This window comes from Komagataeibacter europaeus LMG 18890, assembly GCF_000285295.1.
Classification (GTDB): Bacteria; Pseudomonadota; Alphaproteobacteria; order Acetobacterales; family Acetobacteraceae; genus Komagataeibacter; species Komagataeibacter europaeus.
In genome coordinates, this window is sequence record NZ_CADP01000006.1 from 22655 (window position 1) to 37715 (window position 15061).

The window sequence follows — 15061 nt, forward strand, 5'->3', positions numbered from 1 at the left end:
GCGCTGCCTTGGGCAAGCGCGGGGGCTGCACGCCAGTCCAGACGGAGCGGGACGGGACCGGCCTTTCCATATTTTTTATATATGGAAAGAGCCTTGAATATATATTGGACGTAAGAACCCGCCTGCTTCACCATCCTCGGGCAATCACACATGACCGGGAAGTGCCGCGCCCAGGGGCGTGCTGTCACCCGATGCAGGAGACTCAGGTCTTGAAGCTGAAATGCTATTCGGTAGGCGATGTCGATACCCGCTCCAGCGCCGCGGATGCGACCGGGGTGCGTCCGCGCATGAACCGCCTGTACCAGACATCCACCATGGCTGCGCTGCTTGACGCGGTGTACGACGGGGAAACCACGCTTGACGAACTGCTGATGCACGGCAATTTCGGGCTGGGCACCTTCAATTCGCTGGATGGCGAGATGATCGTCAATGACAGCGTGATCCATCAGTTCCGTGCCGATGGCCAGGCCGGTCGCGTGCCCGGCGACCTCAAGACCCCGTTCGCATGCGTCACCTTCTTCAACCCGGAGAAGGAATACATGATCGACACCGCGCGCGACAAGGACGGGTTCGAGGCGATTGTCGACCAGCTTGTCAACAACCCCAACCTGTTTGCCGCCGTGCGCTTTACCGGCATGTTCGAACGTGTCGAGACCCGCACCGTGTTCTGCCAGTGCCGTCCCTATCCGCCCATGCTTGACGTGGTCGCGCGCCAGCCCACCATGCAGCTTGGCGCCTCCACCGGTACCATGCTCGGCTTCCGCACGCCGGGCTACATGCAGGGCGTGAACGTCGCGGGTTACCACCTGCACTTCCTGACGGAAGATGGACGGCGCGGCGGTCACGTGACCGATTACGCCGTGCTGAAGGGCAGGCTGGAAGTCGGCGTGATTTCCGATGTGGAAATCCAGCTGCCCCGCACGGAACAGTTCGCACGCGCCAACCTGTCCCCCGAAAACATTCACGAAGCCATTCGCGTGGCTGAAGGCGGCTGAGGGGTTTTCCCCTCCCGCTCCCTTGGATTGACCGCCCGCGCACTGGCTGCGGCGCCTACCCGTTCAGGATATCTGAAATAATGACTGACAAGAACAAACCGGCCGCGCCTGAGTGCGGGGCGGACATGATCGTGCGCAACCTGGTCGCACACGGCACGACCCACGTATTCGGCATTCCCGGCGCGAAGGTGGACCGCCTGTTTGACGCGCTGGTGGACAGCCCGATCGAAACGGTGGTGACCCGGCACGAACAGAACGCCGCCTTCATCGCCGGTGGCATTGGCCGCCTGACCGGCAAGGCGGGTGTCGCCATCGCCACATCCGGTCCCGGTGCATCCAACTTCGTGACCGGCCTGGCCACCGCCAACTCCGAAGGCGACCCGGTGCTGGCGATTGGTGGCGCGGTGAAGCTGGCCGACCGGCTGAAGCTTACGCACCAGAGCATGGACACGGTCGCCCTGTTCCAGCCGATCACGAAATACAGCGCGGAAATCACATCCCCCGCCGCCGTGTCGGAATGCATCTCCAACGCCCTGCGCTTTGCCGAAGGTGGTCGCCCGGGTGCCGCCTTCGTCAGCACGCCGATGGATATCCTGTCCATGCCGGCCGAAGGCAAGGTGCTGTCGGGCCGCAAGGTGCCCACCGCGGGCGCCGCCCCGGCTGAAGCCGTGAACGAGGCGCTGGCGCTGGTGCGCAAGGCGCAGCGTCCCGTCATCCTGCTGGGCCTGCTGGCCAGCCGCCCCGATGTGGCCGACGCCGTGCGCGCGCTGGTCGCGACCACGGGCGTGCCGGTTATCGGCACCTATCAGGCGGCGGGCGCCGTGTCGGAAGACCTGTCGGACCGTTTTGGCGGTCGTGTCGGCCTGTTCCGCAACCAGCCGGGCGACCAGCTGCTGCATGAAGCGGATCTGGTGATCTCGATCGGCTACAACCCGATCGAATATGATCCGTGGCTGTGGAATGTCGATAACGCTCGCAAGATCGTTCATATCGACGTGGTCGCCGCCGAACTGGACACGCATTACGACCCGGCGGTTGAACTGGTGGGGGATATCGCCGCGTCCGTGCGTGCCCTTGCAGCGCAGGCGGGCAAGCTGCCGCGCGCGCCGCAGCTGGAAGAAATCCTGTCGCAGTACCACGCGACCCGTCTGGCCGCCCTGTCGGGCGCGCGCAGCACCTCCAACACGGCGGTGCATCCGCTGCAGATCGTGCGCGAGCTTGAGCCGTTCGTGACGCCTGATGTCACGATGTGCCTTGACATGGGCACCTTCCACATCTGGCTGGCGCGTTACCTGCTGTCCTTCCGCGCACGCCAGATGCTGATCAGCAATGGCCAGCAGACCATGGGGGTCGGCCTGCCGTGGGGTATCGCCGCGAGCCTGGTCAACCCGGCGCAGAAGGTGATCTCCATTTCCGGTGACGGCGGCTTCATGATGTCGTGCATGGAACTGGAAACGGCGGTGCGGCTGAAGTGCAACCTGATCCACATGGTCTGGGTCGATCAGGCCTACAACATGGTCGAGATGCAGGAAAAGAAGAAGTACGGTCGTGGTTCCGGCGTGGAATTCGGGCCGATCGACTTCGCCATGTTCGCCCGTTCCTGTGGCGCGCACGGCATTTCGGTGCAGTCCGCCGACGGGATTGCCGGCGCAATGCGCGAAGCCATGGAAATCGAAGGTCCGGTCGTGATTTCGGTGCCGGTTGACTATTCTCAGAATCACCTGCTGATGAAGCCGCTGGCGACACTGGGTGAAACTTCGGCAGCCGCGTAAAACGGCCGCATGCGTGACGAAAACGGCCCGCCACGCCCTGACCGGCGGGCGGGCCGTTCTGTTTGGACATGTGACATCGGCATTTTATGCGCACGTCGTCCGATACGGAACATGCCAGACTATAAAACGCCATTTTGGGAATGCGGCATGGCCCGGGCACGGGCCGCCGACAGGTTCCGCAATGGGATTGAGGAACAAATAAAATGCTGAAAGCGGCACAGGACATGTCATCTACTGCGGGTGCGCAACTGATTACGGAACTGCAGCAGGTCGTGGGTCACCACCACGTGCTGACCGAAGACGGGGCAACCCTGCCGTACCGCCGGGGATTCCGTTTTGGCGAGGGCCGTGCGCTGGCGGTGGTCATGCCCGGTTCGCTGGTGGAACAGTGGCGTGTACTGCAGGCCTGCGTGAAGGCGGGTGTGATCGTGATCATGCAGGCGGCCAATACCGGGCTGACCGGCGGGTCCACGCCTGATGGCAATACCTATGACCGCGACGTGGTGATCGTGCACAGCATGCGCATGCGCGCGATCCACCTGATCGGCGAAGGCAAGCAGGTCGTGTGCCTGCCTGGCGCCACGCTGGACCAGCTTGAAAACATGCTCAAGCCCATCGGGCGTGAACCGCATTCGGTCATCGGGTCGTCATGCATTGGCGCATCGGTGTTCGGCGGTGTCAGCAACAATTCCGGTGGTGCGCTGGTGCGCCGTGGCCCGGCCTATACCGACATGGCGCTGTTCGCGCAGGTTTCGGACAAGGGCGAGCTGCAACTGGTCAACCACCTCGGCATCGAACTGGGCAGCGATCCCGAGGAAATCCTGAAGCGGGCGGAGGAAGGCAACTTCCCCGAATCCAGCATCAACTGGAACGCGGGCCGCGGGCATGATGACGATTATGCCCGGCATGTGCGTGACGTGAATGCCGACACGCCCGCCCGCTATAATGCCGACCTGCGCCGCCTGCACGAAGGGGCTGGCTGCGCGGGCAAGCTGGGTCTGTTCGCCGTCCGTCTTGATACGTTCGAGGCGGAAAAGGATCCCGTCGTCTTCTATATCGGCACCAATCAGACCGATGTGCTCGAAGACGTGCGCCGTCACATCCTGTCATCCTTTGCCGAACTGCCGATCGCGGGCGAATACCTGCATCGTGATGCGTTCAACATCGCCGAGAAATATGGCAAGGACACGTTTGTCATCATCCGCATGATCGGCACGAAGCGCCTGCCGGCCCTGTTCGCGATGAAAAATGCGTTTGACCGCCTGGCGGACAGGATCTGGTTCCTGCCCAAGCATTTCAGCGACCGGTTCATGCAGTTCATAAGCCATTTCTTCCCGCAGCACCTGCCCGCGCGCATGCGTGACTACCGTGACCGGTTCGAACATCACCTGATGCTGAAGGTCAGTGCATCGGGTGCGCAGGAAGCGCGGGATTTCCTGAAAAGCCATTTCGCGACGCATGAGGGCGATTTCTTCGAATGCACCCCCGATGAGGGATCGAAGGCGTTCCTGCACCGCTTTGCCGCCGCAGGCGCTGCCGTGCGCTACCGCAACGTCCATACCGACACGACCGAGAACATCGTGGCGCTGGACGTGGCCCTGCGCCGTAATGACCAGGACTGGTTCGAGGTGCTGCCCAAGGACATCAATGACGAGATCATCGTCAAGCTGTACTACGGCCATTTCCTGTGCCACGTGATGCATCAGGACTATGTGGTCCACAAAGGGTATGACTGCATGGCGCTGGAACATCGCATGCTGCCGCTGCTGGACAGACGTGGCGCGCGGTACCCGGCGGAACATAATTTCGGGCACCTGTATGCGGCGCCTGATGACGTGCTGGCGCATTACCGCCAGCTCGATCCATGCAACTGTTTCAATCCGGGCATTGGTCAGGCCACCAAGCGCCGGAACTGGGTTGCCGAAAGTGTAGGGTGAATACTGGCCGCGCATGCGGCCCCTGCTGTCCTTTCGGCATGATGGCCAGGTTGCGGGCCATCCATGTGGTCCCCCCCAGATGGGGAAAGGGCGCGGTCTTCCGCGCCCCCACACAAGGGAAGGAAAGTCGAAATAATGACGTATACAGTTGGCCATTACCTTGGTGAACGTCTGGCGCAGATCGGGCTCAAGGATCATTTCGCGGTCGCGGGCGACTATAATCTTGTCCTGCTTGACCAGCTTCTTGAAATTGACGGCCTGCGGCAGGTTTATTGCTGTAATGAACTGAACTGCGGTTTCAGCGCGGAAGGCTATGCCCGTGCGAACGGGGCGGGTGCTGCTGTCGTCACCTTCAGCGTGGGTGCGTTGTCAGCGCTGAACGCCGTTGGCGGCGCATATGCCGAAAACCTGCCGGTCATCCTGATTTCGGGTGCACCCAATTCCAACGATCATGGCAGCGGGCATATCCTGCACCATACCATTGGTACGCCGGATTACGGCTATCAGCTTGAAATCGCCAAGCGCCTGACCTGTGCGGCGGTCTCGATCACTTCGGCCGAGGATGCGCCGGTGCTGATCGACCATGCCATCCGCACTGCGCTGCGTGAAAAGAAACCGGCCTATATCGAAATCGCGTGTAACGTCGCCCCCATGCCGTGCCCGCGTCCCGGTCCGGTTGGCGCGATCCTGGCGGATGCGCCATCCGACCCGGAAACGCTGAAACTGGCGATTGACGAACTGGCCAGCTTCATTGCCGCGCGCAAGAAGCCGATCATGCTGGTGGGCAGCCGCCTGCGCGCCGCAGGCTGCGAGGAAGCGGCCATCCGTCTGGCCGATACGCTGGGTTGCGCCGTGACCTCCATGGCGGCGGCCAAAAGCTTCTTCCCCGAGGACCATCCGGCCTATGCCGGGACATACTGGGGGGATGTCAGCAGCCCCGGCGCACAGCAGATCTTTGACTGGGCGGATGGCGTGCTGTGCCTGACGCCGGTGTTCAATGATTATTCCACCGTTGGCTGGACCGCGTGGCCCAAAGGCGACAACGTGGCGCTGATGGACGGACGGCATATTGCGGCCGGGGGCAAGGCGTTTGACGGCGTGCACCTGCGTGACGTGATCGATGGCCTGATCGAACGGCTGAAGGGCCAGCCGAAAAAGGATGCGACGCTGGTTGAATACCGCCGCATCAAGTCTCCGGAAGCGCCGGTGGCTGCGGCCGATCCCAAGGCGCCGCTGGTACGCGCCGAAATGGCCCGCCAGATCCAGGGCCTGCTGACATCCGACACGTCTGTCATCGCCGAGACCGGGGATTCCTGGTTCAACGCCATGCAGATGAAGCTGCCGCGCGGCGCGCGCGTGGAACTGGAAATGCAGTGGGGCCATATCGGCTGGTCCGTGCCCGCCACCTTCGGTTATGCGGTGGCCGCACCGGAACGCCGGATCATTGCCATGATTGGTGATGGGTCGTTCCAGCTGACGGCGCAGGAAGTGGCCCAGATGGTCAGGCTGAAGCTGCCGGTGATCATTTTTCTGGTCAACAACCGTGGCTACACCATCGAAGTCCAGATCCATGATGGTCCGTACAACAACATCAAGAACTGGGATTATGCCGGGCTCATGAACGTGTTCAATGCGGAAGATGGCCACGGCAAGGGTTTCCGCGCCACGACCGGCGCAGAAATGGAAAAGGCCATTGCCGCGGCCGTCGCGAACAAGGAAGGGCCGACGCTGATCGAATGCGTGATCGATCGTGACGACTGCACCAGCGACCTGATTTCGTGGGGTCGCCGCGTTGCAACCGCCAATGCCCGGCCGCCTGCCGCGCGTTGATTGCGAACGGCTGTAACGCCGGAACAGGATCATGTGGGGGCGCCTTCGGGTGCCCCCTTGTCGTATGGGATGCGTTTTTCAGAGGCTGTTTTAAAAGTCGGCAGATCATTAAGAAGTTTTTGGTGAAGCTTTTTGCAAAAAGCTTCAAAGGGCGCCGTCTTTTTGGAAAAAGGCAGCATCCAAAAACTTTTATTATTTTATTATCAACCGGTTGTTTTGAAGAAGTTTCTTAAAATAGGAAGACGTAAAAATATGACAGCAATAACCGGCCCACGCGTGGGATGTGGGGCAGCCATCATAGATGAAAAGGGCCGTATCCTGCTGCTGCGACGCCTGAAACAGCCAGAGGCCGGATGCTGGGGACTGCCCGGGGGCAAGGTGGATCCATACGAAACCACGACCGACGGAACGGAGCGTGAAATCGCGGAGGAACTGGGCATCACCATTCAGGCCCGTGACCTGCTATGCCTTGTGGAGCAGATGGACGCCGATGCCGGGTATCACTGGATTTCGCCCGTGTATTTGGTCACGTCGTGGCAGGGCGTGCCAACCCTTATGGAACCGGAGAAACATGAAGGTCCGCGGTGGTATGCACTGGATGCGTTACCTGCTGACCTGACTGAACCGACCCGTCATGCCCTGAAGGCCCTTCAGGCAAGATCGGCGGCAACAGCACAAAATAATATCAAAGTTTGATTTTTATCGTGGCCGGTATGCTGGTTGTGCGGTCAACTGACCACACGGCGCAGGGGATCAGGTGTTGTCGGTCGGGATATTCAGCGTGCGGGCGTAATCCCGCAGGGCACGGCGGTGACGGGAATAGATCATGCGCGTGGTCTGCGACCGGGTCGGGATTTCATCGGTGGCTACGGACAGCCCGGCGGCAACGACAGGGGAAGCTGCCGGGGACGGAGTGATCGTGTCAACTGCAGGGGTCATTGCTGTTTTTCCGTTATGTGCCAAGGACGGGACGGGCTCCGGTGAATCGGGTTGTTAACCGAACGACACATTACCTAACGTCCATACATGTCAGGAATGAGGCATAAAAGACATACCACGCCGCAAATGCGATTCTGTAAGTCACATTTAATTGATCTCATGCAACCAACGGCATTCTGTCCTCAGCATTACAAAAGTTTCCAAAAAGTAATGTGGGCGCATTCCTCGCAAAGATGAATTAAAAAAATATCTAATTATCCCACCGTTCCCGCCAGTTTCAGCCGATATCGTGCAGTAGTTTCCCCCGTGTCCACGCATGGCATAACCCCAGCGTGCGACCAGCCCAGTCGGGGCCAAGGCTGCGGACCTGCTGCGTATCGTGATGTGTGCCGGTCCATGCCAGTAACTGGATGCGGCGCTGGATGACCAGGGCGGGCAGGATGTCCAGGTCCGCCTGCGTGACGGCGCCTGTCGTGCTGTAGCCGCGCAACCAGTGGTCGACCCAGCGGGACACATGCGGGTGGTCTTCATGGAAACTCAGGGCCGCTGCAAGATCCTGCATGAACCAGCTTATGCCGCAGTCATCAAAGTCGATCAGGCGTGTCTGCCTGCCACTGACCAGCAGATTGGCCAGCCGCAGGTCGGCATGGATCAGCCCGAATCGGTGGGATTGCCTGCCGTAGCCGGCCAGTTGCGCATCAACCTGCCGCACGCAGTCTGCAATCAGGCTGCGCGCCGGTTCGGTCATGCCCGGTACCGTGTCCCATCGTCCCCACAGGGCGTGGGGACCGGTCATGGTGTCGGGTGTCCAGACCTTGCGGATAAACCCGTCGGGGCGTGTCCAGTGTCGGCTGTGGTCATGTAGGCGCGCGGTAATGCGGCCCAGCCGGTCAAACGCTGCGGGATCAATGTCCGGCGTAGGCTCGGTACCATCCATCCAGGCAAACAGGACCGCATGGCGTATTATGCCATCATCACACCGCACGGTGCGCAGGGACATGCCATCATGGGCGGGAATGGGTAGGGGAACTTCCAGCCCTGCCGCATGCAGGGCGTCAAGCCATGCCAGTTCGCTGCGAATTTCGGGCGCGCTGTGGTAACCGGGCCGGTGCAGGCGCAGCGCATAACGTCGCCCGTCGCCCGCATCGATCCGGAAGATGACATTTTCTGAAATGGAAAGCAGCGTCGCCCGCGCGTCCGGCAGGCGATAATCGACCAGCGCCGCATGGGCCTGTCGGTAAAGGAAGGCTGGATCGGTCATGATCCGCCTCCCATACCGTGGGACATCCTCTTGATGAAGGGGGCGTTACAGGATGCAGTTGAACTGCAGGCCCATCACCGCCGCATCATGATAGGTCGTGGTGCCGCCGGGGCGGTTGATGTACTGGAAGTCCGGCTGGAAGCTCATGCCACGTGCGGTGTGGATGTTGTAGAACACTTCGTACACATCCTCATGCGTCTGGATGCCCCATGCCTTGCCCCACTGGTTGGTCAGGAATGGCGTGCCCGCCAGCACCGAGGATTCCTGCTGCAGGACGGATGCACGGCTCATTTCGAAATAATGGAACATCGCACCCACCGTATCGAGCGGACGGCCCCATCGCGCGCCGGTTTCCACGATGCCGGCCCATGCATGGTACTTCATCGCCGAGACCTTGCCCGACGTATACATGAAGCCCGCAAGCGCGATCAGGCCGTTGGTCGGACCCGCGCCATTGCGCATGAACATCTGGTCTGCCTGGAACCATGCGGTACTGACGCCCGACTGCTTGCGGAACGGCCGGCCGGTCAACACGGCGGAATTGCCGTTGATGTCCTGATACAGGTCGCTGTACTGGGAATTGTCGTAGCCGTAGCCTGCCTTGTAGTGACCGGCCAGATGATGACGACCGAATTCCGGCAGCCAGCCGAATTCCACCGGGGTGGAGAATTTGCCAAGGCCGCTCTGCGCCCATGACCAGCCTGAAATGCCACCGTTATAGGAATGCGGCGATACGGCGAACATGCTGGCCATGATGTAGGTATCGACCGTCGGCATGACGCGGGCCACGACCCCCAGGTTACCCGAGGGCCAGTCACGCCCGCCCGGCACGTATTTGCCCGGTGCGGGGTTACCGCATATCGACACGTTCATGAAGTCACAGAACAGCGGGGATGCGGCAAAGAAGCTGCCCACCGGAATCCAGCCCGCGCTGATGTCCAGCCGGTTATGGAACAGGGACTGTTCGGCATACATGTAGACCAGATGGGCAACCACGTTACCACGGGCACCGTAGATCTGCTGCACGCCGGCAAGGGAATCGTGAATGTAGTCCGTACTGTCATTACGGCCATGACCGTTCACGATCATGGTATGTGTCCAGAAATTCTTCGGTGCACCGGCCAGCTTGTGCCAGTCGATATCGATTTCCACGCCGACCTGCCCCGCATCGGTCACGCCCTGCTTGGCGCCGCCGCGGAAGTTGCCTGCCAGTTCTTCATGCACATCGGCTTCGATATGCACGCCATGTTTCAGCAGGAAGGGCTGAAGTCCGGCCCAGTCCCCGAAAAAATGCTGGTTTCCGTAGGGCGCGCTAAAAAACGATCCCGGATCGTTTACAGGAACATTACGTCGTGAATTGACGTTCAGGCTGGGCTGGGAGCCGATCACACCCTGCCCTTCGCCGGGAATGGCCTGTGCCGATGCGGTTTCACTATGGGTGAAAAACGCAAGAAGAAGCAGGGATAGCGGTATAAAAAATCGGGGGAACGTTCTGGTCATCCGCGTATCGATAGCATATTTCATGCCGAATATAAACCTTGGCAGGGGAATTATGTAAAAACTAATGTTTTGTAAAATAACGGTAAAGGATTTTTTTTTGTTATATCAATAGACTTATGTAGAATGTTACTATTCATGCATATGTTTTTTTGTGCAATGCACAAATACATCAGAATTTCGTGTTTGTTCTCACATATTACTCATTATTTCCCTGTCGCAATGGTGGCGCGCCCTCCTGCCGCGCTGCCCGTTGACGCCACGGCGCGGGAATGGTGAACATGGTTTCATGTCGCGACTTGATATGAAAAAAACCTTCCTGCCTGTCCGCATCGCGGTGCTGACGGTATCCGATACCCGCACGCCGGAAACGGACAGATCCGGTGACATACTGGCCGCGCGCATCACCGCGGCAGGACATGTCGTGGCCGCGCGCGCCATCGTGCCCGATGATGTCGACCGCCTTGCCACCACCCTGTCGGGGTGGGTGGCGGACCCGCAGGTGGATGTCGTCATTTCGACGGGCGGCACTGGAGTGACGGGCCGCGATGTCACGCCGGAGGCTTTCGATAAAGTGATCGAAAAACGGATCGAAGGTTTTGGGGAGCTGTTCCGCATGCTGTCCTACCAGAAAATCGGTACGTCCACGATCCAGTCGCGCGCACTGGCCGGGGTCGCGAACGGGACCTATCTGTTCGCGCTGCCCGGATCATCCGGCGCGGTGAAGGACGGGTGGGACGACATACTGGTCTGGCAGCTCGACAGCCGGCATGTGCCCTGCAATTTTGTCGAACTCATGCCCCGGCTGCGTGAACACCTGTCCCCGGACGACCATCACGACTGACCGGATAACGGGAAGGAAACGGATAATGAGCGCACCAAGGCTGCTTTTTCTGGCTGGCGATTATGTCGAGGATTATGAGGTCATGGTGCCCTATCAGGCCCTGACCATGCTGGGCTATCACGTTGATGCGGTGTGTCCCGGCCGCAAGAAGGGCGAGCATGTCCTGACCGCCATTCATGATTTTGAGGGCGCCCAGACCTACAGCGAAAAACCGGGGCACCGCTTTGCGCTGAATGCGACGTTTGATGATATCAGCCACGCTGATTACGCGGGCCTTGTTCTGCCTGGTGGGCGGGCGCCGGAATATTTGCGGCTGGACGCGCGGGTGATCGAACTGCTCCGCGCCTTTGCCGACCGGCCGATCGCCGCGATCTTGTCACGCAGGCCAGCTTCTGGCCGCAGCGCGTATCATTGCGGGACGGAAGGTTTCAGCCTATCCCGCCTGCCGTCCGGAAGTGGAACTGGCGGGTGGCATCTATGCCGATATCGCGCTGGATGCCGCGATTACCGATGGGAAGCTGGTCACGGCGCCCGCATGGCCGGCCCACCCGGCATGGCTTGCGCAGTTCATTGCCGTGCTGGGGGCAAAAGTCACCCTATAGCGTTTTGTAATTGATACAGAAGAATGCCGCCTTTTTGAAAAAAGGCGGCACCCAAAAACTTTTATTTTTTATCAATCAGATACCGCTGCTGTTCATGGCCGGACGGTTGAGTATCGACAGGAATTCGCGCCGCGTATCCGAATTGGTGCGGAAGGTGCCCAGCATGCGGCTGGTGACCATCGACACGCCGGGACGATGCACGCCACGCGTGGTCATGCACTGGTGCGATGCCTCGATCACCACACCCACACCATAGGGTTGCAGTTCCTCGTTTATGGTATTGGCGATCTGGGCCGTCAGCCGTTCCTGGATCTGGAAACGCCGGGCATAGGCGTCCACCACGCGGGCCAGCTTGGAAATCCCCACCACCCGCTTGCGCGGCAGGTAGGCCACATGCGCCACGCCAATGATGGGCACCATATGGTGTTCGCAATGGCTTTCCACGCGGATATCGCGCAGCAGCACCATCTCGTCATAATCATCGACTTCTGAGAAAGTGCGGCGCAGCAGGTCGACCGGATCTTCCGCGTAGCCGCAGAAGAACTCGTCATAGGATTTTATGACGCGCTGGGGCGTGTCACGCAGCCCCTCGCGGTCGGGATCTTCACCCGCCCAGCGCAGCAGGGTGCGGACGGCCTCCTCTGCTTCCGTGCGGGAGGGGCGGGAATCGATGGGAGTCATGCTGTTGGTTCTTGTTGCATGGGCATGTCCGGCACGGACACGCCGCAGAGGGAAAATTCAGTGGAGAACGGTCGGGTGATGCGGGCTGTACAGGCTGAATACGGGAATGCTGACATCGAAATGCTGCCGGCTGGCGGGACGGATCATGTGGTACATGCCCCCCATGAAGCCGGTTGGCGTTTCAAGGGCGGCCCCGGACATGTATTCGAAACTGGCCGCGGCGTCGATAAGGGGCTGTTCCCCCACCACGCCGTCGCCTTCCACCCGGTCGATCCGTCCCTTCCCGTCCACGATGCGCCAGCTGCGGCGTAGCAGCTGGATCTGTTCCGTGCCATGGTTTTCGATACGGATCCGGTAAGCCCATACATAACGGTGTTCGTCCGGTTCCGACTGGTCATCCAGCCAGAAGGTCTGGACAACCACGCGCACGTCATCGGTCGTCGCTTCGAAACAGGGGGTATTGTCCATTGTCTCGCCCAGCGGGGACTCCGCTCCTTCCCCGCCGGGGGGAGGGAAAGGCCTGTTCTTGCTCATGACGGGACTGCTCCTTGCTTACCGGTTGGCCAGCGCCGCGATGCCGCGCTTGAGGTCGTCAATCAGGTCGTCGGCATCTTCCAGCCCGACGGAAAAGCGGATCGCCCCGTCGGTAATGCCAAGCCGGGCGCGTTCTTCGGGCGCCAGTTTCATGTGTGTGGTCGTGGCCGGATGCGTGACAAGGGAGCGCGCATCGCCAAGGTTGTTGGAAATCGAGATCAGGCGCAGCGCGTTCATGAAGGCGAACGCCCCTTCCTTGCCGCCCTCGACCTCGAACGCCACCAGTGTGGAACCGGCGGACATCTGCTTCTTCGCCAGTTCGTACTGCGGGTGGTCCTTGCGGCCGGGATAGAAGACCCGGACGATGCCAGGCGCCTCCGCCAGGAAGTCCGCCACTTTCGCGGCATTCTGCGTCATGGCGTTTACACGCAGGCCCAGTGTCTCGATGCTTTTCAGCATGACCCATGCGTTGAAGGGGGACAGGCTGTTGCCGGTATTGCGGGTGAAGGGACGCAGGACCTCGTCAATCCACTTGGCATTGCCCAGCACCGCGCCGCCCAGCACGCGGCCCTGTCCGTCGATATGCTTGGTGCATGAATACACCACCACGTCCGCCCCCAGTTCCAGCGGCTTCTGGTACAGCGGGGTTGCAAAGACGTTGTCCACCACCACCGTCGCCCCGGCCTGGTGCGCCAGGTCGCAGATCATGCGGATATCCAGCACATCCAGCATCGGGTTGGACGGGCTTTCCAGCAGCACGGCGCGCGTGGGCTTGCCGAGCGCTTCCTTCCATGCCGCCATGTCGCCGCCATCAACGAATATGGTTTCCACACCGTAGCGCGGCAGCAGTTCGGCCACGATCCAGTGGCACGACCCGAACAGCGCGCGTGACGCCACGACCCGGTCTCCCGCGCGCACCTGCGCCAGCAGGGCGGAGGAGACGGCCCCCATGCCTGTCGCCGTCAGGACGCATGCTTCCGCGCCCTCAAGGTCACACAGGCGGCGTTCAAGGTTGGATGTGGTCGGGTTGCCAAAGCGCGAATACTGGTAATGCGAGACATCGCCCGTAAAGGTGCGTTCGGCCTGTTCCGCGCTGTCATAGACAAAGCCGGAGGTCAGGAACATCGCCTCGCTGGTTTCGCCATAGGGTGTGCGCTCAAGGCCCGCATTGATCAGGCGGGTGGCGGGACGGAAGGACTTGGGATCAGGCTGGTCAGTCATGGCGGATGGCAATTCCTGTGAACGGGGATGGGCGTGAATACGGGCAGAGGTCAGCGCCGGTCTGTTCCGGCAGCCCATTCCCCAAAGGCGGTTCACGACCGTGGAAACCATGATGCCCGCGCCCTTGCGGGCGGGATCAGGCCTCTTTAGCGCGTATGTTTTACCTCGCCGCAAGCCGGCCGCATCAAATCACGAGGGCCCGGCAGGAAGCCCGCCGGACATCAATGCTTATTGCGGATCAGGGCAGGGTGCGTCAACTGCCGCCCGTATGGCAGGGGTGATTGCATCCGTCAGGGTTGTGCAGTATAGAGGGCCGGCATGCGGGTGTAGTTCAATGGTAGAACGGCAGCTTCCCAAGCTGCATACGAGGGTTCGATTCCCTTCACCCGCTCCACCATTCCCCCGGAATTCCATATTTACAGGATCGATCGCTCAGGACGTGGCCGCCGCCTATTGGCCTGTGGGCGCAGGTTCGGGCGCTGCCTGCGTATCGATGTAGGTCGTGCCGTTCCAGATCCAGCGATCTGTCTCATCCACCAGCAGGTCATGCATGTTGTCATGCACCTGCGGGGTGATGGTGATCGGCCCGCTGACGGAATCCAGCACCAGTGTCCATTTATGCCCGTCGGGCAGGTACACGGACGTGGAACACCCCGCCGATCCGCACAGGCTGGCGGACTGCAACTGCACAAACAGCGCCATTCGGCGCGGGTTGTCCGATAGCAGGCCCGATCCGGTCAGCAGTACGGGCTGTTCACGCCGGTTCGCGGCATCATGCAGGTCCTGCGCCACCAGCCTGCGGGCCTGCCGGTCCAGTTCGGTGCCGGGATGTTGCGCCAGGAGAACCGGCCCGCTTTCCGCCGCCATGCCAGCCCCCGATGACCCGAGCGCGATAGACAGGCTGGCGGCAGAGGCAGCCCTGCGAAGGGCACGGGAAAATTGGGACAT

General features: G+C 60.9%; 13 protein-coding genes, 1 tRNA gene, 1 pseudogene and 1 riboswitch. Of the genes and pseudogenes, 8 read left to right on the forward strand and 7 right to left on the reverse strand.

Translation table 11 applies throughout. From position 1 onward, the window contains the following. The first annotated feature begins 191 nt into the window (after positions 1-191). The 5 genes from budA (at position 192) to GEU01_RS04130 (ending at position 7230) form a co-directional block, all read left to right on the forward strand. Complete coding sequence (gene budA, locus GEU01_RS04110; protein ID WP_026018484.1) at positions 192-995, forward strand: acetolactate decarboxylase; 804 nt, start codon at positions 192-194, stop codon at positions 993-995. Between the two features lie 80 nt (positions 996-1075). Then, entirely contained in the window at positions 1076-2767 is a 1692-nt protein-coding gene (gene alsS, locus GEU01_RS04115) for an acetolactate synthase AlsS (RefSeq protein ID WP_019085052.1), read from the forward strand. Between the two features lie 203 nt (positions 2768-2970). After that, positions 2971-4704, forward strand: a complete 1734-nt coding sequence (gene dld, locus GEU01_RS04120) for a D-lactate dehydrogenase (protein WP_019085053.1) — start codon at positions 2971-2973, stop codon at positions 4702-4704. Positions 4705-4839: 135 nt separating this feature from the next. After that, positions 4840-6534, forward strand: coding sequence for an alpha-keto acid decarboxylase family protein (locus tag GEU01_RS04125; RefSeq protein WP_019085054.1), 1695 nt, complete (start codon positions 4840-4842; stop codon positions 6532-6534). A 252-nt stretch (positions 6535-6786) separates the two neighbouring features. Then, a complete protein-coding gene (locus GEU01_RS04130) occupies positions 6787-7230 on the forward strand; it encodes an NUDIX hydrolase (protein ID WP_019090977.1) in 444 nt (147 codons plus the stop codon). 57 nt (positions 7231-7287) lie between these two features. Here the strand turns inward: GEU01_RS04130 and GEU01_RS04135 are convergent, their stop codons facing one another. The 3 genes from GEU01_RS04135 to GEU01_RS04145 all read right to left on the reverse strand — a co-directional run bounded on the left by GEU01_RS04135 (position 7288) and on the right by GEU01_RS04145 (position 10258). After that, entirely contained in the window at positions 7288-7473 is a 186-nt protein-coding gene (locus GEU01_RS04135; protein WP_019085056.1) for a hypothetical protein, read from the reverse strand. A 277-nt stretch (positions 7474-7750) separates the two neighbouring features. Further along, positions 7751-8734 carry a phosphotransferase enzyme family protein gene (locus GEU01_RS04140; RefSeq protein ID WP_019085057.1) on the reverse strand — a complete coding sequence of 328 codons (984 nt, stop codon included), beginning with the start codon at positions 8732-8734 and terminating at the stop codon, positions 7751-7753. A gap of 45 nt (positions 8735-8779) precedes the next feature. Then, complete coding sequence (locus GEU01_RS04145; RefSeq protein ID WP_026018486.1) at positions 8780-10258, reverse strand: carbohydrate porin; 1479 nt, start codon at positions 10256-10258, stop codon at positions 8780-8782. 262 nt (positions 10259-10520) lie between these two features. On the opposite strand from GEU01_RS04145, the gene moaB reads away from it, so the two are divergent. Together moaB and GEU01_RS22270 are read left to right on the forward strand one after the other, a co-directional pair. After that, the gene (moaB, locus tag GEU01_RS04150; RefSeq protein WP_026018487.1) at positions 10521-11075 is read left to right on the forward strand and encodes a molybdenum cofactor biosynthesis protein B; all 555 of its coding nucleotides are present in this window, start codon (positions 10521-10523) and stop codon (positions 11073-11075) included. Positions 11076-11100: 25 nt separating this feature from the next. After that, positions 11101-11677 (forward strand): annotated as a pseudogene (locus tag GEU01_RS22270) (DJ-1/PfpI family protein). 75 nt (positions 11678-11752) lie between these two features. Here the strand turns inward: GEU01_RS22270 and folE are convergent. From folE to metZ, 3 genes are all read right to left on the reverse strand, one after another. Further along, complete coding sequence (folE, locus tag GEU01_RS04160) at positions 11753-12358, reverse strand: GTP cyclohydrolase I FolE (RefSeq protein WP_010509068.1); 606 nt, start codon at positions 12356-12358, stop codon at positions 11753-11755. A gap of 57 nt (positions 12359-12415) precedes the next feature. Continuing rightward, complete coding sequence (gene apaG / locus GEU01_RS04165; protein ID WP_019085061.1) at positions 12416-12826, reverse strand: Co2+/Mg2+ efflux protein ApaG; 411 nt, start codon at positions 12824-12826, stop codon at positions 12416-12418. Positions 12827-12910: 84 nt separating this feature from the next. After that, complete coding sequence (gene metZ / locus GEU01_RS04170) at positions 12911-14113, reverse strand: O-succinylhomoserine sulfhydrylase (protein ID WP_019085062.1); 1203 nt, start codon at positions 14111-14113, stop codon at positions 12911-12913. Between the two features lie 125 nt (positions 14114-14238). Beyond that, positions 14239-14319: riboswitch (SAM riboswitch) on the reverse strand. 114 nt (positions 14320-14433) lie between these two features. On the opposite strand from metZ, the gene GEU01_RS04175 reads away from it, so the two are divergent. Then, a tRNA-Gly gene (locus tag GEU01_RS04175) sits at positions 14434-14507 on the forward strand. Between the two features lie 56 nt (positions 14508-14563). Here the strand turns inward: GEU01_RS04175 and GEU01_RS04180 are convergent. Then, complete coding sequence (locus GEU01_RS04180; protein ID WP_019085063.1) at positions 14564-14980, reverse strand: hypothetical protein; 417 nt, start codon at positions 14978-14980, stop codon at positions 14564-14566. Positions 14981-15061: the final 81 nt, after the last annotated feature.